The sequence below is a fragment of the Rhizobium sp. PAMB 3174 genome, assembly GCF_052908375.1.
Map to the genome: position 1 here is coordinate 3,915,701 of NZ_CM128608.1, position 26,366 is coordinate 3,942,066.

Consider the following 26,366-nt stretch of genomic DNA (forward strand, 5'->3'; position numbering starts at 1 on the left):
ATGAACCTTTCTGAAGGGGTGCTTACCGGGTGAACGAGAGGCGTCGTTCAAGAAGTTTCAGCGACGTCAGCGCGACGACGTTGATGGCGAGATAGAAGGCGGCGGTGATGATGAAGATTTCCATGATGGCGAAGGTCTCGCTCATCAGCCGCTTGGCATAGCCGGTGATCTCGAGGACGGTGATCGTCGATGCGAGGCTCGACTCCTTGACGATGATGGCGACTTCGCTGCTGTAGGACGGAAGCGCCTGGCGAAGCGCCAATGGAAACTTGATCCTGGCGAACACATACCAGGGCGACATGCCGCAGGCTTCGGCTGCCTCGATGAGACCCTTCGGCAGGGAGAGGAAGGCGGTTCGAAAGATTTCCGCCGTGTAGGCGCCGGTGTTGAGCACCACGGCCAGGATGGCGGCGTTGAGGCCGTCGCCGATCATCCACCAGATGACCGGGTTATGTCGTATGAAACCCACCTGGGCCAGGCCGTAGTAGATGATGAAGATCTGAACCAGCATGGGAGTGCCGCGAAAAACGGCGCAATAGATGTCGCAGAGGCGGCGGATGAGGTTGTTTTTCGAGCCGCGCCCAAGGCCCACGAGAACACCGAATGGCAGGCCGAAACCAATGCCGAACACCGCGATCAGCAGTGTGACTTTCGTGCCGGTGAGCAGAAACGGGACGGCGTAGCCGATGATGTCGAGATCCATGGTCATCGCCCCCCGAAGCCACGATTGAGGGAGCGCTCGACAATCGAGAACAGGGATTGGCTCACCGCCGTCATCCCGAAAAACACCACCGCGGCAATGCAGTAGAACAGCAAGGGAGAGCGGGTTATGCCAGCCGCGATCGCAGCGGTACGCATGAGTTCCTGCAGGCCGACCACCGAAATCAGCGAAGTGTCCTTGATGGTCATCTGCCAGACATTGTTGATGCCGCCGAGCGCAAGCCGCAGTGCCAAGGGCAGCGTGACGCGAAAAAAGGTGACGTTCCAGGGTAGCGCCAGGGAATCCGCTGCCTCCAAAAGTCCGGGGGGCACAGCTTCCAGCGCGCCGCGAATGACCTCGATGGAATAGGCGCAGGAGATGACGGCGATGGCCAGGACCCCGATGATGAACGGATAGGCATTTTCGGCAGCCTGCTGAAAGCCAAAGACCGTCGTCACGGAACGGATCCAGTCGAGCGAACCGAAGAACAGAAGGTAGATCACCAGCAGACCGGGAACGCCACGGACTGCGACGCTGTAGGCATCGACAAGTTGCGAAATCCCCTTCACCTGTTTCCAGCGCAGGACGGCCAGGGGGGTGGCCACGACGAAGCCCAGCACCATACCCAGCAAGCCGATGGCCACGGTCACAAGGCTGCCCTTCAGCAGAGCCAGAGCCCAACCCTGCTCCACCATGAGCACCCAAAAATCAGTCAACATAAGCACCATCCCGTTGACCTGCCCCGAAGAGCCTCGAGGCAGGTCTCCTTGTCAAAGGATCACTTCTTGCAAGGGATGGTATAGTCGTCCTGGAACCAGGTCATCGAGGCTTCCTTGACCTTGCCTTCGTTGATCATCTTGCAGAGCGCTGCGTCGATCTTGGCCTTCAGTTCCGTGTTGCCCTTCTTCATCCCGACGCCCATGCCCTTGCCGAGCGTCTCCGGGTCGTCCATCGACATGACCTTCACGTCGATCTTGGTGAAGTTCGCGCCATCCGGGGTCGACAGAAAATCCTGCCAGGTCGGCGAGTCGCCATAAGCGGCATCGATGCGGCCGCTCGCGAGGTCGGCGAGCTGCTGGGTCGTCGCGTCATAGGTCTTGAGATCGGCCGAAGGCACGTTCTTCTGGACGAACTTCGCATAGGTGGTGCCGGTGACCACGCCGACGCTCTTGCCTTCAAGACCCTTCTCGATCTCGGCCAGCGTCTTCAGCCCCGCAAGCGGTGAATCCTTCGCCACCACGAAATACTGGGGCGTCGTGGCATAGGGAATGGAATAGTCGATCTTCTTGGCACGCTCGTCGGTGATGCTGAGACCGGAGATGATGACGTCGAAGCGGTCGCTATCCATGGACGGAACAAGCGAGCTGAAGGTCTGAACGACGAATTTGCACGTGAGCTTGAGCTCGGCGCAGAGGCCCTTGGCGATATCGGCGTCGAAACCGCTGACGTCGCCGCTGGCATCGGCCATGCTGAACTTCGGCGCGTCGCCCTCGGTACCGACCCGGAGAACGCCTTCTTCCGCCGACGCCACACCGGCGGCGGCCATCAGGAGGAAGCTGGATGCGAGTATGGCCTTGATGAACTTGCTGCTGATCATTCTGTTACCCCTTTATGGTTGTTGTTGTGGCCCGCCCTCAGGCGTTGGCCGGCATGACGCTGGATAGAAACTGTCTCACCGCCTGCGAAGCGGGATTGCGAAACAGTTCCTCCGGCGTGTCGTCCTGCTCAAGGCGCCCCTTTTGCAGGAATATCATCCGGTCCGACACATCGCGTGCGAACCGCATCTCGTGGGTGACGAGAAGGATGGTGGCTTCCTCCTCGGCCAAGGTTCGTATGACTTTCAGCACCTCGCCCACCAGTTCCGGGTCGAGCGCTGATGTCGGCTCGTCGAACAGCATCAGCTTGGGCCGCATCGCGAGAACGCGGGCGATCGCGACCCGCTGCTGCTGCCCACCCGACAATTGTTGCGGGTAGCGATCGCGGAAATCGGCCATGCCTACCTTTGCCAAGGCAGACAGCGCGACGTCGGTGGCTTCCTTCTTCGACAGTTTCAGGACATAGACCAGCGCTTCCGTCACATTGCCGAGCACGGTGCGGTGCGGCCAGAGATTGAAGTTCTGGAAAACCATGCCGATCTGCCGGCGAAATCGCACGATATTTGCCGCATTGACGATCACGCTTTCACCCCGCTTGTCGGTGCTGGCCGAGATCGCATCGCCGAGGACTTCGATCTGGCCGGAGCTCGGGACCTCGAGGAAATTCACGCAGCGAAGCAGCGTGCTCTTGCCGCAGCCGGAGGAGCCGATCAGGGAGATGACCTCCCCCTGCCGCATGCGAAAGCTGACGCCATCCAACACGCGCGTCGTGCCGAAAGACTTGACGAGATCGTGGACCTTCAGGACGTCCTTCATGCGCGCGGGCTCTCCAGTCGGCTGGTCATTCATCAGCTCTTCACGGCGCCCTGGCTGTCGAGTTCCTTCAGAACCTCGTCGACGGAGGCCTTGGCAATGGAGACCATTTCGTCGATCTCCGCCTCGGTCATGACGAGCGGCGGCGCGAAGCCCAGGATGTCGCCATGCGGCATTGCCCGGGCGATCAGATTGCGGTTGCGTGCCGCCTGCGAGATCCGGGCGCCGACCTTGAGAGCAGGGTCGAATGCAGCCTTGGTGTCGCGATCCGCAACAAACTCCACTGCCGCCAGCATGCCGACGCCGCGCACTTCGCCCACGATCGGATTCTGCTCGAATGCAGCCTTCAGGCGCCCCATCAGATAGGCGCCCTTCCTGGCGGACTGCCCGGCGAGATCCTCGCGCTCGACGATGTCGAGGACGGCGTTTGCCGCCGCGGCGCCGATCGGATGGCCCGAGTAGGTGTAGCCATGCGAGAAGGAGCCGACACGCGGGGTCGCTTCCTCCATGACCTCATAGACCTTCTGCGAGACGATGGATGCGGAGAGCGGGACATAGGCAGACGTCAGTCCCTTGGCGACGGTGACCAGGTCGGGTTCCATGCCATAGAGATCCGAGCCGAACATGGAGCCGGTACGTCCGAAGCCGCAGATCACCTCGTCGGCGATGAGCAATACGTCGTATTTCTGCAGTACCGCCTGGATCTTCGGCCAGTAGCCGGCCGGCGGCGGAGTAATGCCGCCCGTTCCAAGGACCGGCTCGGCGATGAATGCGCCGACCGTGTCGGGGCCTTCCGCGATGATCAGGGCCTCAAGCTCGTCGGCGCGACGCTGCGAGAAAGCCTCCTCGGTTTCTCCCGGGTGGGCGCCGCGATAGAAATGCGGAACGCCGGTGCGCAGGATGCCGGAAACCGGCAGGTCCATGTGGTCATGATAGAAGCTGAGCCCGGTCATGGAGCCGGCGATCACCGAGCATCCGTGATAGCCGCGCTCGCGGGCGATGATCTTCTTCTTGTGCGGCTTTCCGCGCAGGTTGTTGTAGTACCAGACGATCTTGGCCTGTGTTTCGTTCGCGTCGGAGCCCGACAGGCCGTAGAAGACCTTCGACATGTTGCCCGGCGCCATCCGGACGAGCCGGTCTGAAAGTCTTGCGAGTTCTTCGGTCGTGTGAGCGGCATAGGAGTGATAATAGGCCAGCTTGTATGCCTGCCGGGCAATCGCCTCGGCCACTTCGGTACGGCCATAGCCGATATTCACGCAGTATAGGCCCGCAAAGCCGTCTATATATTCGCGACCCGTTGCGTCCTTGATACGGACGCCCTTGCCCGTTTCCATGATGGTGGGATCGGCTTCGCCCTGCGCATAGTCCTTCAGGTAGGTGAAAGGATGCAGGACTGTCCTGCGGTCCATGTCGGCGATTTCAGCGATATTGTTCATGATGTATGTCCTGACGCGGCCAGGCCGCCAGAGGCGCTCTCGGCCGCGTTGATCTTTCGACCAAGCAACCTTGCCTCGCCATCTGTTCTCTGTGCGATTCGTTGAAGGGTTTTGGGATCCGACACGGCGGGCGGCGATGCCGGTGCCCCGTCAGAGGCCCGCGACTTACGTCCTGTCTCGGAACGATACCCATCGTTCAATTGCTTCAAAGCGTGGCCTTCCGTCGGTATCGAGTTCAACATTCGGCCGCTCGCTTTCGTCCCCTTCGTCGTGAAGAGCTTATGTGCAGTGCAGCGCAGAAATTCAGCAAGATAAGTTGCAATGATGCGGAAATCCTGCTTTGTTTTAAAAAAATCCGTTGAAAACCTGCAGGAATGTCCATGCAACTCGATCGTCTTGATGCACGTCTTCTCAGCATTCTCCAGTCCCACAATCGTCACAGCACAGAGGAGCTGGGCGCGCTGGTTGGCCTCTCTGCGACCGCCGTCCAGAGACGGGTCAAAAGGCTGAGAGAAGAGGGTGTCATTGAGGCAGATCTCTCCGTCGTCAAACCCAAGGCGGTCGGACGGCCGCTTGCGATGCTCGTGCTGGTGTCCCTCGAGCGCGAACGCGCGGATATTGTCGATCGATTCAAGCAGTCGATCCGGCAGACGCCAGAAGTCATGAATGGGTATTATGTGACCGGAGATTCGGACTTCGTTCTGATCGTTACCGCGCGCAGCATGGAGGACTATGAAGGCTTTACCCGCAAGTTCTTCTATGAAAACCCCGATATCAAAGGGTTCAAGACGATGGTGGTGATGGATCGCGTCAAAGTCGGATTTTCCGTGCCGATCGACGTCAACGATTTCTCATAGCGTCATGCGGGCAGATCCCCGTGATCGGGGTGGGGGCACTGAAACGAGACAAGCGTGCGCAGGATCATGCCGGGAACGGAAATTTCTCCGCGCCGCACCGTTCCATCATCTGCCACGCGAAGGGATTGCAAGAATGGCGTCGTCTCGCGCCGGTTTCTGTGGAGGGGCGTCATTTGGATTGGTAACTCTTTGTTTTTCTGCTAGATTACGAGTTAGAATGTTTGTTCCATGCTTCTCTTGTCAGCACGTTGAAAGCTTCCTGCCGTGAGCAAGTCAAATGTGACTTCCGATACAACGAGCTCAAGTCCTTCCGAGGATGCCCTGTCGATAAGAATGAAGCCGGTGGACCGCGAAAGTCTCCAGCAGCAGAGCTATCAGGCCTTGCGTGAAGCCCTCATGAAGGGGCGCTTCATGCCTGGCGACACCGTGAGCCTCAGAAGTCTTGCCAGCGAATTGGGCACCAGTCCGATGCCGGTGCGGGAGGCCGTGCAGCACCTGATTGCGGAAGGTGCTCTCGTTCTCAGGCCGAACCGGACCTATGCGGTTCCCGAGATCACCCGGGAAATCCTGACGGAGTTGCTGCAGCTGCGTACCATTCTTGAAGGATCGGTGGCTGAAGCGGCAGCGCTGCGGGTGGGGGCAAGGGAGTTGTCAGTTCTGTACGAGTTGCAGGGCCAGATGCGGTCTGCCCTGGCGATCGGCGACTCGAAGCGCTACCTCGTCAAAAATCAGGACTTTCATTTCACGCTGTACCGCTGCTCGGGCATGGAGATCGCGGTCAACATCATCGAAAATCTCTGGCTGCGAATAGGGCCGAGTTTCAATCTGCTGACAACCGGTCCACGCGCGGTGGAACGCAACGAGACTGAAGTTGCCGCCCTGACGGCCCATCATGAATCAGCGCTGGCGGCGATTGTCGCGCGCGATCCGGCTGCGCTGCGGGCGGCAATCGAGGACGACATCGGCGAGGGCATGGAATTCATCATCTCCTGCATGCCGCCGACGTAGCGCTGCGCGAGATCCGTCGGGGGCAGGGCGCGGCGGATCGCTCTTCAGTGCGGCAATATCCTCGACAGAAACGCTTTCGTCCTCTGGTGCCGCGGTGCCTCGAAGAAGGTGTTCGGCTCTGCTTCTTCCAGAATTTCGCCCTGGCTGATGAAGACAACGCGATCGGCCACGCGGCGGGCAAAGCCCATTTCGTGGGTGACGCAGATCATGGTCATGCCATCGTTGGCGAGGCTGACGATCACGTCGAGAACCTCGTTGACCATTTCGGGATCGAGGGCGGATGTCGGTTCGTCGAACAGCATCAACCGTGGCTTCATGCACAGGGCGCGGGCAATCGCGACGCGCTGCTGCTGCCCGCCGGACAGGTTCATGGGATACTTGCGCGCCTGATCGGCAATCTGGACCCGGTCCAGAAGTTCAAGCGCCAGCTTTTCGGCTGCCGGTTGGGACAGCTTGCGCACGATCATCGGTGCGAGGGTGCAGTTTTCCAGCACCGTCAGATGCGGGAAGAGGTTGAAGGACTGGAAAACCATCCCGACTTCGCGCCTGATCGTGTCGATGTTTTCCGGATTTCCATCAAGCGGGACGCCATCGACGACGATGCTTCCCGACTGGAACAATTCAAGTCTGTTGATGCAGCGGATCAGGGTCGACTTTCCCGAGCCCGATGGCCCGCATATGACGACGCGCTCGCCCGCATGTACGGTGAAATTGACCTTCTTCAAGACCTCATAGCTTCCGTAGGATTTGGAAAGATCGCGAATGTCGACGATCTTCTTCTTGGATGCCGAGCCGGAGCCAATTTCAGAATTTTGCATGTGACCCTCTGGGTGCTTTATGTGAGATAACGGAAAGAACGCAATCTGCGACACGTTCTCACTCTCGAATTGCGGACTGCGGCCAAGCCGTGAGTTCACGGGAGAATGACCGCACCCGGGCGATGTCAGGCAGTGGGTTTAATCCTGCCGATCTTGAAGTGCCTCTCGGTCCAGCGAACGAGCCAGGTCGCTGGATAGCTTATGGCCAGGTAGATCAATGCAACCATCGTGAAAATCTCGAAATGCTTGAAGGTCGAGGATGCCAGCAGTTGGCCCGCCCGCATCAGTTCCGACAGCGCAATGACCGACACCAGGGCCGAATCCTTGAAAAGCGAAACGAAGTAGTTTCCAACGGCCGGAATCACCACGCGGATCGCTTGTGGAAGGATGACCCGCGTCATCGTTTCACGGGCGGGAATGCCGAGCGACCAGGCCGCCTCCCGTTGTCCCGGGGCGACAGCCATGATCCCTGAGCGAAACACCTCGCTGAGATAGGCGGCATAATTCAGGCTGAGGGCAATGACGCCGGCCGTAAAGGAGTCCAAAGTCACTCCGGCCAGCGGCAGGACATAATAGATATAGAATATCTGCAACAGCAGCGGCGTTCCCCGGATCACGTCGACAAATAGCGCTGCGGGGAAGGTCAGAAGTCGCCGTGACGACAGCCGAACAATGGCCAGCAGCAGACCAATCGCCATTGCAAAGATGATCGACATCAGTGTCAGTTCGATTGTCGTCAGCGCTCCCCAAAGGAGACGCGGCATGAAGTCGATTATGTCGGTGACGGAGAAGTCCATCGGGAATGCCTTCCAGAAAATTGCCGCAGAACCGGATCGCGTCCGAGAGGCAGAGCCGTGTTCGCTCTGCCTTTTCTGAACGCTATCCGGCAGCCATGTCTCGCCAGGAGTGGCCGCTTCTCAGCCGAGGTAGCGGTTGTTCTCCGAGAGCCCCCACTTCTTGAGGATCGCCAGGTCCGTGCCGTCTTCCTTGATGGCCTTGAGGCCCCAGTTGAAGGCTTCGAGCAATGCTTCATCTTCCTTTCGGAAGCCGGCACCGATGATGCCGATTTCCTTCGGCGTGTAGTCGGAGACAATCTCGAAGGCGTTTTTGTATTTTTCATTCCGGGCTAGTGCGAAGCCGGCAACGGGAGCGTCGACGATGGCGGCGTCGATACGGCCGGCCTTGAGATCTTCCATGGCGGTTGCTGCATCCGGATAGCTGCTGACCTTGGCCCCCTCGATTTCGTTGAGCCAATCCAGGTACACCGTGCCGAGATAGCTGCCGACCTTCGCCTTGCTCAGATCCGCAAGCGAATGGAGACCGAGCGGATTGCCGGCCTGAACGAGCAGCGCCTCGCCGTACTGATACCAGCCGTCCGAGAAGTTGATTACCTTCTTCCGCTTCTCGGTGATGTACATCGCGTCGGTGATGACATCCATGCGCGAGGCCAGGAGGCTGGGGATGAGCCCGTCAAAATCCACCTGGGTGATGTCGTGGTTGGCGATGCCGAGCTTTCCGAGGATCGCGAACATGATTTCCGCATCAATGCCGACAACCTCGCCGGAGGTGGCGTCGACGTAGCAATACGGCTGATCGTTCGAGGTTCCGAAGCTGAGACTGTTTGCGGTCTTCACGCGTTCGAAGGATCCATCCGTGCTCTTGATGGTGGGTCCTGAAGCCGCGTGGACGCGTGACGCCAGCAAGGCTGCTGCCACGCCTCCCGCGGCTGATGACAATAGAGTTCTGCGAGACATAAAACCGGCTGTCATTATCGTTCCCTTTGTTTTGCAGCGCCCTGCAGGCGCGAAGCCGCCATTTGATTGTCAAAGAACCCATCGGGTTCCTTGCCTACAGAATGCGCACGCAATCAATTTAGGCAATCTGTATTGTGATCTCATATCACAAAATTAAAACACTGCAACGCCCTCTGTCTATATCGGATAAATTTCGCTATTATCGCGCAATGTTCATTGTTTTGTCTGGCGCGCGGTTGGAGGTGGCGTTTGACAAAGCTGAATATTGATATATGTGATCACAGTTAAAGACGGCAATCGCGGTGGTCCGAGAGAGCCTTCATCGTCGTCGCGCCAGATCCATTTTCGGGGAGCCCAGAAGTTGCAGGTCATTGAACAGGGGGGTGCAAACCAGGTGCCCGGGTCCGGTATTGCCCCGCCCGTTGCCCGCATGTCGGATAAGGCTTATTTCGAGACGGCGAGCAGATTGCTCGCTGAGCGTCCGGCCAGTCTGGAGCCGGGCATGCCGGCGAAACTCCTTGCGCGGCAGTATGGTCTCGACGGCAATATTTCCAATCTTTCGTCGGAAGTTGAATGCACGGATGAAGTGACGTTGTCTGATGGACGTCGCCTCATTCTTAAGACGTCGACGCGACCGGAATCCGTAGACAGCTTTCGCTTTCAGGCAAGCGCTCTCTCCGGGCTGAAGGGCGCGACCGGCTTTGTCGTTCCGGAGATCGTGTGCTCCTCCCTGGGCACGCTGACCTTCAACGAGAACGGCGTTTGCGGATATCTCCAGACCCGGATCGAAGGCCTGCCGCTTCACGCGCTGAACATGGGCCCCGACCTCCTTCGCCGCGCAGGCGCGTCCCTGGCCGCTCTCGACGCGGCGCTCGGCCGCCTCGACATGCCCGCGATCGATCGCCCGATCCTGTGGCACATCGGTTGCTGGCCCGGCCTGATGGGCCTTCAACAATATCTTCCTCCCGGCCAAATTGCGGATAATGTCCACGAGGCAATGGAGACTTACATGGCGTATGTCGCGCCGCGCCTGAATGATCTGGAATGGCAGGTGACACACAATGATCCGAGTCCATTCAACATGTTGCTGACGGACGGTGGCATCGCATTCATCGATTTTGGCGATGGATGCTGGAGCCCGCGCATCCAGGACCTGGCAATCGCGGCGAGCCACATGGTGACGGACCCGGCATTTCCTCTGGGTGGAGCGGAGTATCTGATCTCCGGCTATGCCTCGCAGTTTCCACTTTCGAGCCTGGAGGCGCGGCTTCTCGTCGGGCTCATGCGCGCCCGGCAGAGCGCCCTCATCCTGATCAACAACTGGCGCGCGCGCCTCTTTCCAGCGGAGGCCGGCTACATCTTGAAGAATGTTGCGCGTGCCGAGCGAGGACTGACCATTCTAAGACAGCTTTCCTCCGTCGACGAGGAAGCGGCGATCTCGAAAGCTGTCACGATGACCTAGGCCGACTGGACGCAATCGGAAAGCATTGCCCTCGAACCGCCCGACTTGTCCAATGCGGTTCTCCACCATTTCAAGCGGATTGAACACAATGACCACAGACCTTATGCCCAATCGCTTCGTCCCAGGTGAGGTCGAACTGCCAGCACGGGAGCGGGACCTGATCGCACGTCGCGACGCGGTTCTCGGAGCATCGTACCGGCTTCAATACCGTCGACCCGTGCATTTCGTCCGTGCCCAGGGCATGTGGCTTTACGATCCGGACGGCCGTGATTATCTCGACTTCTACAACAACGTTCCGTCGCTCGGGCATTGCAATCACGAGGTCAACAACGCGATCGCCGAACAGGCGGGCCTGTTGAGCGCCAATACACGCTATCTCGAGCCGAGGCTTGTCGATTACGCGGAACGGCTCGTTGCGACCTTTCCCTCGGCGTTGGACCGGGTTGTGTTCACCTGCACAGGCAGTGAGTCAAACGACCTCGCCTTGCGGGTGGCGCGCCTGGCGAGCGGAAATGAAGGCGTGATCGTCACGTCCTACGCCTATCACGGGACCAGCGCATCCGTTGCCGCGGTCTCGCCCAATCTCGGCGACGCCGTCAAGCTCAGCCCGCACGTCCGCATGATCGCGCTGCCCGGCCCGGAGGGCATACCCGAAAGTCAGGCGGCGGAATTCTTCGAGACGCAGATAAAGGTCGCCGTCCACGACCTTGAACGAAGGGGAACCGGCGTCGCGGCGCTGCTGATGGACAGCATCTTCTCGAGTGACGGTGTGTGGGTGGACCCGCCTGGCTTCATTGCACGTGGCGTGGAGGCAGCGCGCAGCGCCGGCGCGCTTTTCATCGCGGATGAAGTTCAGCCTGGTTTTGGCCGGACCGGCCAGCACATGTGGGGCTTCGAGCGGCATGGGGTCGTTCCGGATCTGGTCACCCTCGGAAAGCCGATGGGCAATGGCTTTCCGATTGGTGCCGTGGTCGGGCGCCGGCTTCCCATGGACAAGTTCGGTGCGACGGCCCGATACTCCAACACGTTTGCCGGAAACACGGTGGGAATTGCAGCGGCGGACGCCGTTCTGACAGTGCTTCAGCGAGACCGGATTCCGGAAAAGGTAATGTCTGTCAGCGAGTACCTGCGCGCAGGCCTCTTAAAGCTGGCCTCAGGGCATGCCGACATCCGTGGCATAAGGAATGCCGGCCTGTTCTTCGGGGTGGACATGGGGCGCGACGGTCTGAGTGCCGCCGCCCGCCGCAAGATGGCTCTGGACGTCGTTAATGTGATGCGCGATGAACGTGTGCTGATCAGCACGACAGGTGCGAATGAGGATACGCTGAAGGTCCGTCCGCCGCTGATCTGCGAAACAGATCATGTGGACTTCTTCCTGGATGCGCTGAAGCGTGCACTGGAACGGGTCGCGGCCTGACGAACTGGAAGACCGCCGACAATTGCGCGGTCCTTCCAGGAACGGCGCGTGGCCCTGCCTTTCTCTGCAGCCTCGAAGAATTCCGCCGCCGGGCGTATTCGGGACCGTATCTCCCAAACTTGCGGCAGAAAATTCTTCGGTGGCATATGGCTTCGAAACCTTCTGTGCCGTTTCCAGAGATGGGTGTCGGTGGACAACGTACCCTCCTGTGCTAACGTCATGGCGACAATCCACGGCATTTTATGCTGCGGCAGGATGCAAGGAAGACAGAAGCCGATGTTGAAACTCGACCGCACGGACATCAAGATTCTCTACGAGCTTCAGAAGAACGGTCGCATCACCAATGTCGAGCTTGCGGACCTCGTCCATCTCTCCCCCAGCCCCTGTCTCATGCGTGTCAAGCGGCTGCAGGCGGAAGGCTATATCGAGGGCTATTCGGCGCAGATCAATCTCGTCAAGCTCGGCCAGACGCTTACCGTGTTCACCGAGATCACGCTGAAAAATCATCGGCAGGTGGATTTCGCGCGCTTTCTGGCGGTCGTCGAAAAGATAGATCAGGTCATCGAATGCCATCTCGTTTCCGGCGGCTACGATTATCTCATGAAGTTCGTCACCGCCGGCATCGGCGAGTACCAGACGATCATGGAACGGCTCACCGACATGGATATCGGGATCGACAAGTATTTCAGCTTCGTCGTGCTGAAATCGCCGATCGTCAAGTCGCACCTTCCGCTGACGAGCCTCTTCCCGGTCTGATCGCGTTTTCCCGCTCAGGCCATGGCCTGACGGACGTCGGGATCTTCCAGTGTCTGGTCCAGCGTCCTGCGCGTGCGCTCGACGATGGCGTCGATATCGCCGTCCGTGCAGCAGAACGGCGGGGCATAGCCCAGCACGCCCTGCGGGAAGGCGCGGACGACGAGACCGTTGTCCCAGGCGCGGTCAAAGATGCGGCGCGCCGGCATCGCCGCTGGCGGAAGTGCCGTCTTCTTCACCTTGTCGGTGACGAGCTCGACGCCGTAGAGCATGCCGCGGCCGCGAACTTCGCCGACCAGCGGATGGTCGGTGAGGCTTTCCAGCCCGGCGCGGAGGCGAGCGCCGGCCTTGAGGCCGTTTTCGAGCAGTCCGCCCTCATAGAGTTTGAGAACTTCCAGCGCGACTGCCGCGCTCACCGGGTGGGCCGAATAGGTGTAGCCGTGGCCGACCGCTGCTTCGCCGGCGCCATCGGCGATCACGTCGTAGACGCCATCGGCCATGAACACTGCGCCCATCGGCACATAGCCGGAGGTCAGACCCTTGGCGACGGTCATCATGTCCGGCACGATGTCTTCATCGCTGCAGGCAAACAGCGGCCCGGTGCGGCCGAATCCGGTGATCACCTCGTCGGCGATGAACAGGATGCCGTACTCCTTGCACAGATTGCGCATCGCCTTGATCCAGCCCTTGGGCGGCACGATGACTCCGCCGGAGCCCTGGATCGGTTCGGCATAGAAGGCCGCCACCCGGTCCGCCCCGAGATCCTCGATCTTTGCCTTCAACGCTGCCAGCGAGGACGCAATGATGGTCGCATCATCGTTGCCTACAGGGTTGCGGTAGGGATAGGGGGACGGGATCTTGTGCTGCCAGTCGAGTGGAACACCGAAGCCCGCATGGAAGGCGGGAAGAGCGGTCAGACCGGCGCCGACGGTGGTGGAGCCGTGATAGCCCTGCTGGATGGAGATGAACTGGTCGCGCTGCGGCTGGCCCTTCGCATGCCAATAGTAGCGCGTGAAACGGATGGTGCTGTCGACCGCATCCGAACCACCGAGGGTGAAGTAGACGCGGTTGAGCTCGCCCGGCGCGCGCTCGGCAAGCTCTGCGGCGAGCCGGATCGCCGGCTCTGAGCCAAGGTCGAAATAGCCGGTGGCATAGGGCAGTTCGCGCAATTGCCGGGTCGCCGCCTCGATGATGCTTTCATGGCCGTATCCGGCATTGACGCACCAAAGTCCCGCGAAGCCGTCGACGAGCTGGTGGCCATTGGCTTCCGTTACGGTCGCGCCTGAGGCTGATTTGAGCACGCGTACGCCCTGGCGCTCGTGACCGCGATAGGAGGCGACGGGATGGATCAGATGGGCGCGATCGAGTTCGATCAGGGAGTTGGCGAGCATTTTCAGTCTCCGGATTGCTGTTTTCAGCCGAGGGCCTGGTTGGCGAGCGCATAGACTTTTCGGCGAGACTGCTCCGCGTCTTCCTTGGCGGGGCGACGCATGGCGGTTCCGCCGCCGACATGGGACAGGCCGATTTCGGACAGCCAGGGGGCTATGCCCGTTTCGCTGCCGGTGTCGACACGCAGGAACGCGGCCGGCCGCGACGAGGCATGATAGGCGATCAGCGCGCAGGCGGTCTTTGCATCCGGTGCGATAACGGGGCCGATGACCTCGCCGCGACCGAAGGGGCGGATCGCCGCCCAGGCTTCGATTGTCTTTCCCTTGCGAATGACGGCGATCTCGCCGCGTTCCACCAGTGCGTCGATCAGCGCAGAGCGATCCGCGCCATGGGCTTCCTTGTCGAGGGCTTTCAGGTCGTCCAGATCGCCGGGCTGCATGTCCTCGACGCCATCGGGGCAGACGACCGGACGAACCTCGCCCTGATGCTGGCGGATCTGGCCGTTGGCGACGAAGCCGAGCTTTTCATAGAGCGGCAGGCCTTCGTCGGTGGCAACCAGCCGCAGCGGCCGGTCCTCGGCGAGCGCGATGGCGCGTTCCATGAGCTTGCGGCCGAGGCCGAGGCCGCGCATCGACTTGTCGACGATGACCATGTTGATCGTGGCGCAATCCCTGCCGTAGGGCGTGACCAGCGTCGTGCCGACAACGCGGCCGTCCGCATCAACCGCGGCGATGCCGGTGCTCAGCTCCTGCGCCAGCTTCCAGTCCGCGTGGCGATGGGGCCAGCTTTCGGCGCGCGACAGCAGGACCGCACCTTCAATATGCTCCGGTCCGAAGGCGACGAGATCGATTTGGTTGTTCTGCATGGCATTCCCTTTTCTGGGATGAAGTCTCGGACAGGAAGGGGAAGCTATTCATCTGAATGGCGCGGCCGGCGCACTATCTTTCGCCGAAGCCGCCCCTCAGTGCCGCATCTTATGCTGCAATCCCCGCAAACAGGGCGCCTGCGTGGGGTTAAGAAGGGCCGCTTCGGGAGTTTGCCGTGCAATAGTCTGCCAAACGGGATGGCAGATTAACAACATTGTGCTTCGGGGAGCGCACCATTCGGACAGCCGACGCTGGAGGCCTGTCCTATGATCATGGCAACGAAATGCGACGCCAGAGGAAGAACGTCATGGCCCCCTTTCGCCCGAAGTACATTACGTTCGATTGCTACGGCACGTTGATCAATTTCGACATGGCGGGTGCGGCCCGCGACCTTTATGGCGACCGGCTCGACGAGCAGGCCATGCAGAAATTCATCCGGAATTTCTCCGCCTATCGCCTCGACGAGATCATGGGTGCATGGAAGCCATACGCAGACGTCATCCACAATTCGCTCTCGCGGGCCTGCAAGGCGAATGGCGTGACCTTCCGGGATGAGGATGCGCGGATGGTGTATGAGCGCGTGCCCAGCTGGGGACCGCATGCGGACGTGCCGGCCGGCCTTGCCCGTGTCGCCAAGGAAATACCGCTCGTCATCCTGTCCAACGCCATGAACTCGCAGATCATGTCGAATGTCGAAAAGCTCGGCGCGCCTTTCCACAAGGTCTGCACAGCCGAGCAGGCCCAGGCCTACAAGCCGCGCTTCCAGGCATTCGAATACATGCTGGACATGCTCGGTTGCGGCCCGGAGGACATCCTGCACTGCTCGTCCTCCTTCCGCTATGACCTGATGTCGGCCCATGATCTCGGCATCCGGAACAAGGTCTGGGTCAATCGCGGTCACGAGCCGGCGAACCCCTATTACGGCTATACCGAGATTGCCAGCATTCACGACCTGCCGGGCGTGGTCGGTCTATAAAGGAAAGTCCAAGCGATGAAATTCGTCTCCTATTGGCACGATACCGCGCCGACGTTTGCCGGTGCCGCCCCGGGTCCGGTCAGCGGGCACTACGATGTCGCCGTCATCGGCGCGGGCTTTACCGGGCTTGCGGCGGCGCGGCAGCTGGCCAAGGCCGGGGCGAAGGTCGTCGTGCTGGAGGCGGAGCGCGTCGGCTTTGGCGCCTCCGGCCGCAATGGCGGTCATCTCAACAACGGATTGGCGCACAGTTATCTCGCCGCCAAGGCCGAACTCGGCAAGGAGCGCGCGATCGCGCTCTATCACGCGCTGGACGATTCCATCGACACCATCGAGACGTTGATCGCGGAAGAGGGGATCGACTGCAATTTCCGCCGCGCCGGCAAATTGAAGCTTGCGTCCAAGCCCAGGCATTTCGATGCGATCGCGCGCAATTTCGAGGTGCTGCACGAGGAATGCGATCCCGATACGGCGCTCTTGTCGCCGGAAGACCTGAAAGGCGAGGTCGGATCGCCCTTCCATGGCGCGATGCTGTCGAAGAAGAGCGCCATGATGCATATGGGCCGCTATGTCGCCGGTCTTGCGGAGGCCGCGGCGCGACATGGCGCGGCAATCTTCGAGCGAACGACGGTGACCGGGCACGTCGAGGTCAACGGTCTCCACACCTTGCAAACCTCACGCGGTGCGGTGACGGCCGCGAATATCATCGTTGCGACCGGGGCCTATACGACCAAGAACTTCAGCTGGTTCCGCCGCCGCATCATCGCCATCGGCAGCTTCCTGATCGCCACACGGCCGCTGACGGAAAGCGAAGCCCGGGCGGTCATGCCGGGCAACCGCACCTGCGTCAATACGATGAATATCGGCAATTACTGGCGGCTTTCTCCCGACAATCGCCTGATCTTCGGCGGCCGCGCCCGCTTCTCGGCGACGTCCGACCAGCGCTCGGATTCAAGGAGCGGCGAGATCCTGCGCGAAAGCATGGATCGGATCTTCCCGCAGCTGAAGGGCATCGACATCGACTATTGCTGGGGCGGGCTCGTCGACATGACGGCCGACCGTTTCCCGCGCGCCGGCTACCATGACGGGCTGTGGTACGCCATGGGTTATTCCGGCCATGGCGCACAGCTCTCGACCCATCTCGGCATGATGGTGGCCGACGCCATTCTCGGCCGCGCCGACCGCAATCCGATGCGCGACTACCCTTGGCCTGCCGTTCCCGGCCATTTCGGCAAGCCCTGGTTCCTGCCGCTGGTCGGCCAGTATTACAAGATGCTCGACAGGTTCCAGTAGCCCATCCCAGCCAGACTCAAGGCGCGGATTGCTTGCAGTCTGCGCCTTCTTTTTGTCGTCTCGCGGGAACGAAGAAAGGGCGGTCCAGCGACCGCCCTCATAATATATCCGCTCAGGCCAGCCCGCCCATATGGAAGCTCTTCGATTCCAGATACTCCTCGATGCCCATCTGGGCGCCCTCGCGGCCGAGACCGGATTGCTTGACGCCGCCGAAGGGAGCGACCTCCATCGAGATGACGCCGGTGTTGAGCGCCACCATGCCGAACTCCAGCGCCTCGCCGACCCGCCATGCGCGCTTCATGTTCTCCGTATAGAAATAGGAGGCGAGGCCGAAGGGCGTTCCGTTGGCAATGGCGATTGCCTCCTCTTCCGTTTCGAAGCGGAACAGTGGGGCGACCGGACCGAAGGTCTCTTCGGTCGCAAGCTGCATTTCGGTCGTTGCGCCCGTGAGCACGATCGGGGCGGTGTATTGCCGGCCATTCGGCATGGCAGGAGTCTCGGTGATGATCTTCGCGCCCTTGTCGAGTGCATCGGCAACGTGACGCTCGATCTTGTCGATCGCGGCACTGTTGATCATCGGCCCGATGGAGACGCCGGCTTCCGTGCCGGGGCCGACCTTCATGGCCTCGACGCGGGCCTTGAGCCTGGCGGCGAAGGCGTCATAGACGCCCGACTGCACGAGAATGCGGTTGGCGCAGACGCAGGTCTGGCCGCCGTTGCGGAACTTCGACGCCAGCGCACCTTCGATGGCAATATCGAGATCGGCGTCGTCGAAGACGATGAACGGGGCATTGCCGCCGAGCTCGAGGCTCAACCGCTTCACGCTGTCGGCCGCGCCGCGCATCAGCAGCGAGCCGACGCGGGTTGAGCCTGTAAACGAGATCTTGCGGACAGTCTCGTTCGCCATGAGTTCGTTACCGATATCCGTCGGCATGCCGGTGACGATGTTGATCACACCTGCCGGAATACCGGCACGTTCCGCAAGCACGCCGAGTGCCAGCGCCGAGTAGGGTGTGAATTCGGAAGGCTTGATGACGACGGTGCAGCCGGCGGCAAGGGCAGGCGCCACCTTGCGGGTGATCATGGTATTGGGGAAGTTCCATGGCGTGATGATGCCGCAGACGCCGACCGGTTCCTTCAGCACCAGAATGCGGCGGTCGCGCGCGGGACTTGGAATGGTGTGGCCGTTGATGCGGCGGGCTTCCTCGGAAAACCATTTGACGAAGGATGCGCCGTAGCGAATTTCGCCGCGCGCCTCGTCCAGCGGCTTTCCCTGTTCGCAAGTCAGGATCAGCGCCAGGTCATCGAGGTTTTCGATCATCAGATCGAACCATTTTTCGAGAAGCAGCGCGCGCTCCGCATTGGTCTTTGCCTTCCAGCTCTTGAACGCGGAATCGGCCGCCGCAATCGCCGTGCGGGTCTCCTCTCCCCCCATGTCGGGAACGGTGCCGATCGCATCCTGCGTTGCCGGATTGATGACGTCGACAGTCTTGCCGGAGCGGGCAACGACCCATTCGCCGTTGATGAGACCGGCCTGACGCAGCAGGTCCGTGTCCTTGATGTTGAGCATGGATTTATCCTTCGGAGGAGGTGAGCGTATCGATGATCGCGGCGGTGATCGCATCCGTGGTGTCCTTGCCGGGGACGGTGCCGATGCCGCGTCCTGTGACCACGGAAAGTGCGGTCATGACCTTGTTCGCGGCTTCCTTCTCGCCCAGGTGATCCAGCATCATCGCGCCGGACCAGACGGCGGCCATCGGATTGGCGATCCCCTTCCCGGCGATGTCAGGTGCGGAGCCATGAACGGGTTCGAACATGGACGGTGCGGAGCGGTCGGGGTTGATGTTTGCGGACGCCGCGAAGCCGAGGCCGCCCTGGATGGCGGCGCCCAGATCGGTCAGGATGTCGCCGAAGAGATTGGAGGCGACGATGACATCCAGGCTCTCGGGGGCCATGACCATGCGCGCGGCAAGTGCATCGACATGGTAGCTCGTCACCTCGACGTCGGGATATTCGGCGGCGAGCGTCCGCGTGATCTCGTCCCAGAAGACCATGGAGTATTTCTGTGCATTCGACTTGGTGACGGAAGCGAGCTTGCCGCTTCTGACACGCGCCTGCTCGAAGCCGAAGCGGATGATGCGCTCGACACCGGTACGGGTAAAGATCGAGGTCTCGACGGCGACTTCGTTGTCCATGCCCTGGTGGACCCGCCCGCCGGCTCCCGAATATTCGCCTTCCGTGTTTTCGCGGATGCAGAGGATGTCGAAGCCTTCGGCCTTCAATGGCCCCTGCACGCCGGGTAGTAGCCGGTGCGGGCGGATATTGGCGTATTGCACGAAGGCCTTGCGGATCGGGAGCAGCAATCCGTGCAGCGAGACTGCGTCCGGCACTTCCGCCGGCCAGCCGACCGCGCCGAGAAGAATGACGTCGAAGGGACGCAACGTCTCGATGCCGTCCTCCGGCATCATCCGGCCGGTCTGTTTATAGAATGCGCAGGACCAGGGGAATTCCGTGCCTTCGAGCCTGATGCCGGAGATACCGGCGACTGTCTGCAGCACGGTCCATGCGGCGTCCGTGACGTCGCGCCCGATGCCGTCGCCGGGGATCAATGCAATCTTGTATGTGTTCATTGTGGGTACCTTCCTAAAGGCTGGCGTCGGTTCAGTAGCCGCGCGCACGGTCGACAAGGCCGATCGGCGCCTCTCCGGCGAGATGACGCCTGATGTTGTCGATGACAGCGCGTGCCGCGGTTTCCGGCTGGGTCACGCTGGCAATGTGTGGCGTCAGCATGATCTTCGGGTGGCTCCAGAAGGGGTGGTCCTCCTGCAAGGGTTCGGGATCGGTGACGTCGATCATGGCGGCGGCGAGATGATCCGCGTCGAGGGCCGCAATGAGCGCGTCCTGATCGAGTTGCGGGCCGCGACCGACATGGATCAGTGCAGCGCCTTCAGGAAGCTTCCGGAACAATGCGGCATTCATGAAGCCACGCGTCTCCGAGGTCAGCGGCAGCAGGCAGACAAGGATGTCCGTCGTCGCGAGCATGGTCTCAAGGCCGGCGTCGCCGTGGTGGCATGCGACGCCGTCGATGGTTCGCGGGCTGCGGCTCCAACCGGACAGAGGAAAGCCGAGCGGCTTCAGGCGTTCCAGGACGGCCTGCCCAAGCGTGCCGAGACCGAGGACACTGATCCGTCGCTCCGTGGCCTGCAGCTGTGGCAGCGGCGACCAGACCTTGCGCTTCTGCTGGTCGAGATAGAGTGGCAGATTGCGGTGCAGAGCCAGAGCCGCCAGCAGCACGTATTCCTGCATCATCCGAACGATTCCATCCTCGACCATCCGCACGATCTTGACGTGCTCGGGAACGCTCGAGCCACTGAACTGATCGACGCCGGCGCCGATCGAGAAGAGGATTTCGAGATTGCGGTAGCGTGCGAGATCTTCGGGCACCGTCCACGTGATTAGATACCGCACCGTCTCCGGATCGACGCCTGAGGGATCCATGCTGAAGGGAACATCGGGCATATCCCTGGCGAAGGCCGCCGCAAAGATCGCACCACGCTCGGCGTCCGAGTTGAAGAGAAAGGTCATCAGACTTGCTTCCTTGTGCTGCCGCCCGCGCGCTTGCTTTCCGCATTGAATTCGTTCCGCCTGCAATCGCGTTCATGAATTGCCCAAGCAGGCATTCGCTGGTTGCGACATGCTTCGGCTTATCCTCAGAATGTGCCGCATCGGGCAGGATTCCATGCCGAAGCCGCAGTCGTTTCGGCGGAATGTTGTGTTTCGGATGAATATTCGGGCAAATTATATGGCGGGCCGAATGTATGGTGATGGCGGGAGGCCAGCAATGGCTGCGTCAGTATCAGAAGCATTTCGAGGATTTGTCAGTGGCTGAATCGATGAAGCCAAGCGAAATACTCCAGATCGATGCTTTCGCCATGCAGATCGGCGACGTCCGGACTGCGGACCTCGAGCAGCTTCATGCGCTGTCGATCTCTGTCGGCTGGCCGCATCGCGGCGAGGACTGGCAGTTTCTTCGCGAGGTTGGCGAGGGCGTGGTCGCGACCGACGAGATCGGTCGGATCATGAGCTCGGCGATGTGGTTTCGCCAGTCGCACGATCTGGCGACGATGGGAATGGTGATCACCTCGCCCAGACTGCAGACCCAGGGAACCGGTCTTTGGCTGATGAAATACGCGCTTGATGATCTGTCAGGCGTCAATCTGCGCCTCAACGCCACCCGTGCTGCCCAGCGGCTTTATCATTCGCTTGGTTTCAGGCCCGAGAAGACAGTCTATCAATGCCAGGGGATCATCACTGCCTTGCCCGCAGAACAGACGACGCCGCAGGACGTCCGCTTGCTGACGGAGGAGGATCTTGCCGCGGCCACCGCGCTCGATACCGTGGCATTCGGCGTGGCGCGGGCGGCACTGATGGCCAAGCTCTTCAGCCATTCGCGCGGCTACGGCCTGTTCCGCGACGGCACCCTGCAGGCCTTCGCTCTCTGTCGGCGTTTCGGCCGCGGGCATGTCGTCGGACCGCTCGTGGCCGCCGGCGACGAGGATGCCATGGCCGTTATATTGCCGCATATCCGCGAGCACGAGGGCGGGTTCCTTCGGCTCGACACGCATCTTGAGGGCGGCGAATTTGCCGAGCTTGTCGTCAACAGCGGCATGATGGTTTTCGACACCGTCCTGACGATGTCGCTCGGCAAGACCTTGCAGGATTTTACGACCGGTTTGCCCGACGCCCCCCAGACCTATGCGCTGGTCAGCCAGACACTCGGCTAGTCGCGGCGCCCTGCCTGTCAATGTCGATGTTCAGCGACGGATACAGGGCTCCGACCGCCTTCACATCCGCCCTCAGTTCAGCAATCAGCCAGTCGCGAACGTTGCCGACGATCGCACGCGCCGGCTTGTCGCGCAGCCGAACGAGGTGAGACTGCCTGCCCGTGATCATCAGCTGCTCGCGGGCCGGCACGAGCGCCCGCGTCTTCAGCCAGTGAGCGACGACGTTCATCCAGCCAAGCGCCACCCCCTGTCCGAGGAGGGCTGCCTGGACCACGATGGCATAGTCCGAGAAAATCATCGAATTGAGAGCCTCGCCGTCGGTTGCGGGCATGAACAGTTTCGACCAGTCCGGCTGGGCGTCGCTGAGATTGATCGTCGTATCCGGCATGCGGCCCATGCCGGCGCCTGATCCGCGGTGGCTGTCGATATAGCCGGGGCTGCAGATCGGCAGCAGGATTTCCGGCATGATGAAGGCGGCCTCGTGCCTTTCGTCCGGTCCATCGACAAAGCGCATGCCAAGATCGACGTCGTTGACTGGACCGGACAATGCCCCCATCACCAGCTGGAACCGCAGGTCGACCGCCGGGAATTCCTTCTTGAACTCGGCCATGCGCGGCATCATCCAATGGGTGGTGAAGCCGGTGGAGACCGAGAGAGACACCGTCTCGATGCCGGTCCGGCGATCCTCGATCTCGCGCAGCGCATTCTCGATTCCGGCAAAACCGCGCGCGATCGCATCGAACAGCAGCTGAGCCGCCTCGGTCAGCGATACGCCGCCCGGCTGGCGAAGAAACAAAGTCGTATCAAGATGTTCCTCAAGGCGCGACATCATGCGGCTGACCGCGGCCGGCGTGACGTTCAGCTCGTCGGCCGCGCGGGAGAAGCTACCGCAACGCGCGGCGGCCTCGAAAGTAAAGAGGCCATTCATGGATGGCAGGGAGCGTCGCAGATATGGCATTACATTATGTAACACCATAGAGAATTTTTTTCAATTGCGCATCGCCACCTTGTTTGGTCTTCTGCTCGTCAATGAGGGCAGAAGACCTTCCGTATTCAAGGGGTAACGTTTTGGTCTGAAGGCGTTTGCGGCTGATGTCGCGATCGACCGTCGTTCCATGTCCGTTTCTACAAGAGATTGCTTTTCCGCTTTGGCTTGACGCCGAAGGCGATGGAATTTTGCTGTGGAATCATATGATTGAACAACACGACAAGGAACGCGTTGGCGTTTCCATCAGACAGGCGAGCAAGGTTTACGGGGGCTTTAGGGCGCTCGACAATGTCAACCTTGATGTCGCACCCGGTGAGTTCGTATCCGTTCTCGGCCCATCCGGCTCCGGCAAGACGACCTTGCTCGGCATTCTCGGAGGCTTCGTCCAGCCGACATCCGGAAAGATCTTTCTGGGCAATCGCGACATTACATTTGAGCCGCCGCATAAACGGGAAATCGGCATCGTCTTCCAGAACTACGCGCTGTTCCCGCATATGAGCGTCGGCGAGAACATCACCTTTCCCCTGCGGGCGCGCCGCCTGCCAAAATCGACGTGGCCGGCAAAGCTGAAATCGGCACTCGAGATGGTCGAGCTGGCGGGTTACGAGAACCGCAAGATCCACGAGCTTTCCGGCGGCCAGCGCCAGCGCGTCGCACTTGCCCGTGCGATGATCTTCGAACCCGGACTGATCCTGATGGACGAGCCGCTTTCCGCACTGGACAAGCAGTTGCGCGAGACGATGCAGATCGAGCTGAAGCGCCTGCACCAGCGTCTTTCCGCGACGATCGTCTATGTTACGCACGACCAGCGCGAGGCGCTGACGATGAGCGACCGCGTGGCGATCATGAACGAGGGCCGGCTGGTGCAGGTCGACACGCCCGAGCGCCTGCACGACCATCCCGTCAATGCCTTCGTCGCCCGCTTCATCGGCGAGGCAACGTTGTTGCCAGTCCGGCGCGAAAGCGACGACAGTGTGCGTCTCAAGGGGCAGGTGCTCAGGACCGCCCATCGCGTGCCGGACGGTGGCAACCTGCATCTCGTCGTCCATTCCGAGAAGCTCGTGCTGGCCGACGGGACAGAGCCCGAGGCAAGCAATCGGCTGGCCGGCACCGTTACGGATACGCTTTACCAGGGTGAAAGCGTCCGTGTCTTCGTCAGGCTCGATGACGGCGAGGAACTGAGTTTCAGGCTTCCCAGCAACCATGCCGGCCGCGCGCAGATGAAATCACCGGGCGAGGCGATCACGCTGGCGCTCCACCCAGAAGACACCGTCATCGTTCCCGAAGCGGGCTGACGGCTCCCATTCATTGCAGACAACAAGGATGAAAACCATGCAACTCACGCAATTCAAGGTCATGACCTTCGACGTGGTCGGCACTTTGATCGATTTCGAAAGCGGCGTGCTCAACGCGGTGCGCGCGCTGGGCGGCGAGAAGGCCGCCAAGGCCACCGATGACGAGATTTTCGAGCCCTACAAGCGCGGCCGTGACAAGTTCTACGGTCGCTCCTCCTCTGCCATGAAGGATGTCTACCTGTCGCTCGCCGAAGAGACGGGGTTCAAGAGTGACGACGCCACCGCCGATGCCTTCCAGCTTTCCGTGCTGCGCTGGCCCGCCTTCGCCGATTCCGTCGAGGCGCTGGCCCGGCTGCGCAAGAATTTCCGTCTCGTCGCCATGACAAATGCCGACCGGACCGCGTTCTCCGCCTATTCGGATACGCTCGGCAATCCGTTCCACGACAGTATCACCTGTGACGAAACCGGCTGCGCCAAGCCCAATCCGCAGTTCTTCGCCTACAACAAGGGCCGCCAGTCCGCCTTCGGCTTCCAGCAGTCGGAAATCCTGCATGTTGCCCAGAGCCAGCACCACGATATCGGCGTCGCGCGCGAACTCGGCTACACGACGTGCTGGATTGAGCGTCGCCAGGGCCAGCAGGGCTTTGGCGGTACGCCGGAGCCGAAGGTTCTGACCAAGCCCGATTTCCACTTCTCCACCCTCAAGCAGCTGGCCGATGCGGTCGATGCCGAACTCGCAGCGGGCGTCGCGACCGTCGCTGCCGCCTGAACGGAGACATAGCAGCCAGCCAGCACGAGAACGAGCAAGCCCGATGACCGCGCCCCTTCCTCCCTATCCCGACATTCAGTCCCTGTGGCAGGAGACGGCGTCGAGCCGTCCGGCCTTCGACCGGCTGTCGGGCGGTCATCGGGTCGACACCGCCATCATCGGCGGCGGCTACACCGGCCTGTCGACGGCCCGTTATCTCGCCCGCCGCGGACTTTCCGCGGTGGTGCTGGAGGCGAGCCGGATCGGCTGGGGCGCAAGCGGCCGAAATGGCGGGGTTGTGTCGGGAAAGTTCCGGCTGTCCTTCGCCGACATCGCCGCGCGCCACGGCATTGATACCGCTCGGCGCATGCACGATCTCGGCATCGAGGCGATCGACCATGTGGGCGAGCTGGTATCGGACTACGGCATTGCGGCTGCCGATTACCGGGCCTCCGGCTCGCTTCGCTGCGCCCACAATCAGGTTTCCCTCGACGGGCTGAAGAAAGAGGTCGAGTGGCTGCGCGGAACGCTCGGCGATAGCGCCTGCACGATCCTCTCGCCCGGGGACATGGAAGCCGAGACCGGTTCGCGCGATTTCGTCGGCGGCATGCTCAACACCCATGGCGGCATCATCCATCCGCTGAACTTCGCGCTCGGACTGGCCGCCGGCCTGAAGGCGGAGGGCATCGCCATTTGCGAGACGTCGCCGGTGACGGCGATCCGGCGAGACCGGGATGGCGTCGTTCTCGAACTTCCCGACGGCACGGTGACGGCCCGTCAGGTCGTCATCGCCACCAATTCCTATTCCGACCTGACACCGGCGACTTCGGCCGTCCGCAAATCCATTATTCCCTTCCGTTCGGCGATGATTGCAACGGAGCCGCTGACCGGCACGGCCGGCGAGGGGCTCTTGTCGAAAGGGCGCAGCTATACCGAGACGCGCAGGATGATGCGCTGGTTCCGCAAGGCGGGTGACCGGCTGATGTATGGCGGCCGCGGCGCGTTCGGCAAGGCCGATTCGGAAAGCGCCTTCGCGGCGCTGCACAAGGCCATGGTGCGCCAGTTCCCGGAGCTGCAGACGGTTTCGGTCACGCATCGCTGGTCGGGTCTCGTGGCAATGACCATGGACAGCATTCCCCATCTCGGCCGGCTCGACGACCGCATCGTCTACGCCATGGGCTACAACGGCACGGGAGTCGCCATGGCGTCGAACATGGGCCGTCACGTCGCCGCCCTGGTGGCCGGAGAGGCACCCGATCTCGGACTTCTGACCGCAGGTCCGCTGAAGCCCGTTCCATTCTATCCCATCAGGGAACCAGCCGTCCGGCTCGTCGCCGGATGGTACCAGTTCCTGGATGCAATCGGGCGCTAAGACCCGCAAGTCGCATGCCATCAAGGGGCTCTGCCCCATCAATAA

25 protein-coding genes are annotated in these 26,366 nt (G+C 61.2%); 11 read left to right on the forward strand and 14 right to left on the reverse strand.

Translation table 11 applies throughout. The annotated features are described in order from the left end of the window. Positions 1-22: 22 nt before the first annotated feature. From ACU5AY_RS18720 to ACU5AY_RS18740, 5 genes are read right to left on the reverse strand one after another with little or no spacing between them, the layout of a single operon-like run. Positions 23-703, reverse strand: coding sequence for an ABC transporter permease (locus tag ACU5AY_RS18720; RefSeq protein ID WP_446822560.1), 681 nt, complete (start codon positions 701-703; stop codon positions 23-25). A gap of 2 nt (positions 704-705) precedes the next feature. Further along, positions 706-1,419: an ABC transporter permease subunit gene (locus tag ACU5AY_RS18725; protein ID WP_446827320.1), complete on the reverse strand. Its 714-nt coding sequence runs from the start codon at positions 1,417-1,419 to the stop codon at positions 706-708. Between the two features lie 59 nt (positions 1,420-1,478). Continuing rightward, positions 1,479-2,297 (reverse strand): transporter substrate-binding domain-containing protein, encoded by an 819-nt coding sequence (locus ACU5AY_RS18730; RefSeq protein WP_446827321.1) that lies wholly within the window; start codon positions 2,295-2,297, stop codon positions 1,479-1,481. Positions 2,298-2,334: 37 nt separating this feature from the next. Continuing rightward, the gene (locus tag ACU5AY_RS18735) at positions 2,335-3,111 is read right to left on the reverse strand and encodes an amino acid ABC transporter ATP-binding protein (RefSeq protein WP_446825996.1); all 777 of its coding nucleotides are present in this window, start codon (positions 3,109-3,111) and stop codon (positions 2,335-2,337) included. 32 nt (positions 3,112-3,143) lie between these two features. Beyond that, positions 3,144-4,544, reverse strand: a complete 1,401-nt coding sequence (locus ACU5AY_RS18740) for an aminotransferase (protein ID WP_446827322.1) — start codon at positions 4,542-4,544, stop codon at positions 3,144-3,146. A 380-nt stretch (positions 4,545-4,924) separates the two neighbouring features. On the opposite strand from ACU5AY_RS18740, the gene ACU5AY_RS18745 reads away from it, so the two are divergent. Then, positions 4,925-5,401: an Lrp/AsnC family transcriptional regulator gene (locus ACU5AY_RS18745; RefSeq protein WP_446822564.1), complete on the forward strand. Its 477-nt coding sequence runs from the start codon at positions 4,925-4,927 to the stop codon at positions 5,399-5,401. 333 nt (positions 5,402-5,734) lie between these two features. Then, a complete protein-coding gene (locus ACU5AY_RS18750; protein WP_446827323.1) occupies positions 5,735-6,409 on the forward strand; it encodes a GntR family transcriptional regulator in 675 nt (224 codons plus the stop codon). Positions 6,410-6,453: 44 nt separating this feature from the next. On the opposite strand, the gene ACU5AY_RS18755 is transcribed toward ACU5AY_RS18750, so the two are convergent. The 3 genes from ACU5AY_RS18755 to ACU5AY_RS18765 all read right to left on the reverse strand — a co-directional run bounded on the left by ACU5AY_RS18755 (position 6,454) and on the right by ACU5AY_RS18765 (position 8,942). Next, complete coding sequence (locus ACU5AY_RS18755; protein ID WP_446822566.1) at positions 6,454-7,227, reverse strand: amino acid ABC transporter ATP-binding protein; 774 nt, start codon at positions 7,225-7,227, stop codon at positions 6,454-6,456. Positions 7,228-7,352: 125 nt separating this feature from the next. After that, positions 7,353-8,024 (reverse strand): amino acid ABC transporter permease, encoded by a 672-nt coding sequence (locus ACU5AY_RS18760; RefSeq protein ID WP_446827324.1) that lies wholly within the window; start codon positions 8,022-8,024, stop codon positions 7,353-7,355. Between the two features lie 120 nt (positions 8,025-8,144). Continuing rightward, a complete protein-coding gene (locus tag ACU5AY_RS18765; RefSeq protein WP_446822568.1) occupies positions 8,145-8,942 on the reverse strand; it encodes a substrate-binding periplasmic protein in 798 nt (265 codons plus the stop codon). A gap of 400 nt (positions 8,943-9,342) precedes the next feature. On the opposite strand from ACU5AY_RS18765, the gene ACU5AY_RS18770 reads away from it, so the two are divergent. The 3 genes from ACU5AY_RS18770 to ACU5AY_RS18780 all read left to right on the forward strand — a co-directional run bounded on the left by ACU5AY_RS18770 (position 9,343) and on the right by ACU5AY_RS18780 (position 12,616). Further along, the gene (locus ACU5AY_RS18770; RefSeq protein WP_446827325.1) at positions 9,343-10,443 is read left to right on the forward strand and encodes a phosphotransferase enzyme family protein; all 1,101 of its coding nucleotides are present in this window, start codon (positions 9,343-9,345) and stop codon (positions 10,441-10,443) included. A gap of 88 nt (positions 10,444-10,531) precedes the next feature. After that, positions 10,532-11,860, forward strand: a complete 1,329-nt coding sequence (locus ACU5AY_RS18775; RefSeq protein ID WP_446827326.1) for an aspartate aminotransferase family protein — start codon at positions 10,532-10,534, stop codon at positions 11,858-11,860. A 279-nt stretch (positions 11,861-12,139) separates the two neighbouring features. Continuing rightward, a complete protein-coding gene (locus tag ACU5AY_RS18780) occupies positions 12,140-12,616 on the forward strand; it encodes an Lrp/AsnC family transcriptional regulator (protein ID WP_446825998.1) in 477 nt (158 codons plus the stop codon). A gap of 14 nt (positions 12,617-12,630) precedes the next feature. Here the strand turns inward: ACU5AY_RS18780 and ACU5AY_RS18785 are convergent, their stop codons facing one another. Together ACU5AY_RS18785 and ACU5AY_RS18790 are read right to left on the reverse strand one after the other, a co-directional pair. Then, positions 12,631-14,004 carry an aminotransferase class III-fold pyridoxal phosphate-dependent enzyme gene (locus ACU5AY_RS18785; RefSeq protein WP_446827327.1) on the reverse strand — a complete coding sequence of 458 codons (1,374 nt, stop codon included), beginning with the start codon at positions 14,002-14,004 and terminating at the stop codon, positions 12,631-12,633. Positions 14,005-14,027: 23 nt separating this feature from the next. Further along, the gene (locus ACU5AY_RS18790) at positions 14,028-14,867 is read right to left on the reverse strand and encodes a GNAT family N-acetyltransferase (protein ID WP_446827328.1); all 840 of its coding nucleotides are present in this window, start codon (positions 14,865-14,867) and stop codon (positions 14,028-14,030) included. A 308-nt stretch (positions 14,868-15,175) separates the two neighbouring features. On the opposite strand from ACU5AY_RS18790, the gene ACU5AY_RS18795 reads away from it, so the two are divergent. Both ACU5AY_RS18795 and ACU5AY_RS18800 read left to right on the forward strand, forming a co-directional pair. After that, positions 15,176-15,844 (forward strand): haloacid dehalogenase type II, encoded by a 669-nt coding sequence (locus ACU5AY_RS18795; RefSeq protein ID WP_446827329.1) that lies wholly within the window; start codon positions 15,176-15,178, stop codon positions 15,842-15,844. Between the two features lie 15 nt (positions 15,845-15,859). Then, positions 15,860-17,134 carry an NAD(P)/FAD-dependent oxidoreductase gene (locus ACU5AY_RS18800; protein WP_446827330.1) on the forward strand — a complete coding sequence of 425 codons (1,275 nt, stop codon included), beginning with the start codon at positions 15,860-15,862 and terminating at the stop codon, positions 17,132-17,134. A gap of 112 nt (positions 17,135-17,246) precedes the next feature. On the opposite strand, the gene ACU5AY_RS18805 is transcribed toward ACU5AY_RS18800, so the two are convergent. From ACU5AY_RS18805 to ACU5AY_RS18815, 3 genes are read right to left on the reverse strand one after another with little or no spacing between them, the layout of a single operon-like run. Next, a complete protein-coding gene (locus ACU5AY_RS18805) occupies positions 17,247-18,704 on the reverse strand; it encodes an NAD-dependent succinate-semialdehyde dehydrogenase (protein ID WP_446827331.1) in 1,458 nt (485 codons plus the stop codon). Between the two features lie 4 nt (positions 18,705-18,708). Beyond that, positions 18,709-19,764 carry a tartrate dehydrogenase gene (locus ACU5AY_RS18810; protein WP_446827332.1) on the reverse strand — a complete coding sequence of 352 codons (1,056 nt, stop codon included), beginning with the start codon at positions 19,762-19,764 and terminating at the stop codon, positions 18,709-18,711. Positions 19,765-19,795: 31 nt separating this feature from the next. Then, on the reverse strand, positions 19,796-20,719 hold the full coding sequence (locus ACU5AY_RS18815; protein WP_446827333.1) for a 2-hydroxyacid dehydrogenase: 924 nt from the start codon (positions 20,717-20,719) through the stop codon (positions 19,796-19,798). 308 nt (positions 20,720-21,027) lie between these two features. Here ACU5AY_RS18815 and ACU5AY_RS18820 point away from each other — a divergent pair, with 308 nt between their 5' ends. Continuing rightward, positions 21,028-21,918: a GNAT family N-acetyltransferase gene (locus tag ACU5AY_RS18820; RefSeq protein WP_446829063.1), complete on the forward strand. Its 891-nt coding sequence runs from the start codon at positions 21,028-21,030 to the stop codon at positions 21,916-21,918. On the opposite strand, the gene ACU5AY_RS18825 is transcribed toward ACU5AY_RS18820, so the two are convergent. Further along, on the reverse strand, positions 21,899-22,876 hold the full coding sequence (locus ACU5AY_RS18825) for a LysR family transcriptional regulator (protein WP_446827334.1): 978 nt from the start codon (positions 22,874-22,876) through the stop codon (positions 21,899-21,901). The genes ACU5AY_RS18820 and ACU5AY_RS18825 overlap by 20 nt on opposite strands. Positions 22,877-23,109: 233 nt before the next feature. Between ACU5AY_RS18825 and ACU5AY_RS18830 the strand changes: the two genes are divergently transcribed. The 3 genes from ACU5AY_RS18830 to ACU5AY_RS18840 are packed head-to-tail and all read left to right on the forward strand — an operon-like array spanning position 23,110 to position 26,321. Further along, positions 23,110-24,201, forward strand: coding sequence for an ABC transporter ATP-binding protein (locus tag ACU5AY_RS18830; protein ID WP_446827335.1), 1,092 nt, complete (start codon positions 23,110-23,112; stop codon positions 24,199-24,201). Positions 24,202-24,238: 37 nt separating this feature from the next. Then, positions 24,239-24,970 carry an HAD family hydrolase gene (locus tag ACU5AY_RS18835; RefSeq protein ID WP_446822579.1) on the forward strand — a complete coding sequence of 244 codons (732 nt, stop codon included), beginning with the start codon at positions 24,239-24,241 and terminating at the stop codon, positions 24,968-24,970. A 43-nt stretch (positions 24,971-25,013) separates the two neighbouring features. Further along, the gene (locus ACU5AY_RS18840) at positions 25,014-26,321 is read left to right on the forward strand and encodes an NAD(P)/FAD-dependent oxidoreductase (protein ID WP_446827336.1); all 1,308 of its coding nucleotides are present in this window, start codon (positions 25,014-25,016) and stop codon (positions 26,319-26,321) included. Positions 26,322-26,366: the final 45 nt, after the last annotated feature.

Coding starts and splice junctions, on each gene's coding strand:
- ACU5AY_RS18725 (WP_446827320.1), bottom strand. CDS start 1,419: ATGTTGACTGATTTTTGGGTGCTCATGGTGGAGCAGGGTTGGGCTCTG.
- ACU5AY_RS18735 (WP_446825996.1), bottom strand. CDS start 3,111: ATGAAGGACGTCCTGAAGGTCCACGATCTCGTCAAGTCTTTCGGCACG.
- ACU5AY_RS18750 (WP_446827323.1), top strand. CDS start 5,735: ATGAAGCCGGTGGACCGCGAAAGTCTCCAGCAGCAGAGCTATCAGGCC.
- ACU5AY_RS18835 (WP_446822579.1), top strand. CDS start 24,239: ATGCAACTCACGCAATTCAAGGTCATGACCTTCGACGTGGTCGGCACT.
- ACU5AY_RS18830 (WP_446827335.1), top strand. CDS start 23,110: ATGATTGAACAACACGACAAGGAACGCGTTGGCGTTTCCATCAGACAG.
- ACU5AY_RS18720 (WP_446822560.1), bottom strand. CDS start 703: ATGGATCTCGACATCATCGGCTACGCCGTCCCGTTTCTGCTCACCGGC.
- ACU5AY_RS18825 (WP_446827334.1), bottom strand. CDS start 22,876: ATGCCATATCTGCGACGCTCCCTGCCATCCATGAATGGCCTCTTTACT.
- ACU5AY_RS18745 (WP_446822564.1), top strand. CDS start 4,925: ATGCAACTCGATCGTCTTGATGCACGTCTTCTCAGCATTCTCCAGTCC.
- ACU5AY_RS18805 (WP_446827331.1), bottom strand. CDS start 18,704: ATGCTCAACATCAAGGACACGGACCTGCTGCGTCAGGCCGGTCTCATC.
- ACU5AY_RS18785 (WP_446827327.1), bottom strand. CDS start 14,004: ATGCTCGCCAACTCCCTGATCGAACTCGATCGCGCCCATCTGATCCAT.
- ACU5AY_RS18775 (WP_446827326.1), top strand. CDS start 10,532: ATGACCACAGACCTTATGCCCAATCGCTTCGTCCCAGGTGAGGTCGAA.
- ACU5AY_RS18760 (WP_446827324.1), bottom strand. CDS start 8,024: ATGGACTTCTCCGTCACCGACATAATCGACTTCATGCCGCGTCTCCTT.
- ACU5AY_RS18730 (WP_446827321.1), bottom strand. CDS start 2,297: ATGATCAGCAGCAAGTTCATCAAGGCCATACTCGCATCCAGCTTCCTC.
- ACU5AY_RS18815 (WP_446827333.1), bottom strand. CDS start 20,719: ATGACCTTTCTCTTCAACTCGGACGCCGAGCGTGGTGCGATCTTTGCG.
- ACU5AY_RS18755 (WP_446822566.1), bottom strand. CDS start 7,227: ATGCAAAATTCTGAAATTGGCTCCGGCTCGGCATCCAAGAAGAAGATC.
- ACU5AY_RS18840 (WP_446827336.1), top strand. CDS start 25,014: ATGACCGCGCCCCTTCCTCCCTATCCCGACATTCAGTCCCTGTGGCAG.
- ACU5AY_RS18810 (WP_446827332.1), bottom strand. CDS start 19,764: ATGAACACATACAAGATTGCATTGATCCCCGGCGACGGCATCGGGCGC.
- ACU5AY_RS18820 (WP_446829063.1), top strand. CDS start 21,028: ATGAAGCCAAGCGAAATACTCCAGATCGATGCTTTCGCCATGCAGATC.
- ACU5AY_RS18790 (WP_446827328.1), bottom strand. CDS start 14,867: ATGCAGAACAACCAAATCGATCTCGTCGCCTTCGGACCGGAGCATATT.
- ACU5AY_RS18795 (WP_446827329.1), top strand. CDS start 15,176: ATGGCCCCCTTTCGCCCGAAGTACATTACGTTCGATTGCTACGGCACG.
- ACU5AY_RS18740 (WP_446827322.1), bottom strand. CDS start 4,544: ATGAACAATATCGCTGAAATCGCCGACATGGACCGCAGGACAGTCCTG.
- ACU5AY_RS18800 (WP_446827330.1), top strand. CDS start 15,860: ATGAAATTCGTCTCCTATTGGCACGATACCGCGCCGACGTTTGCCGGT.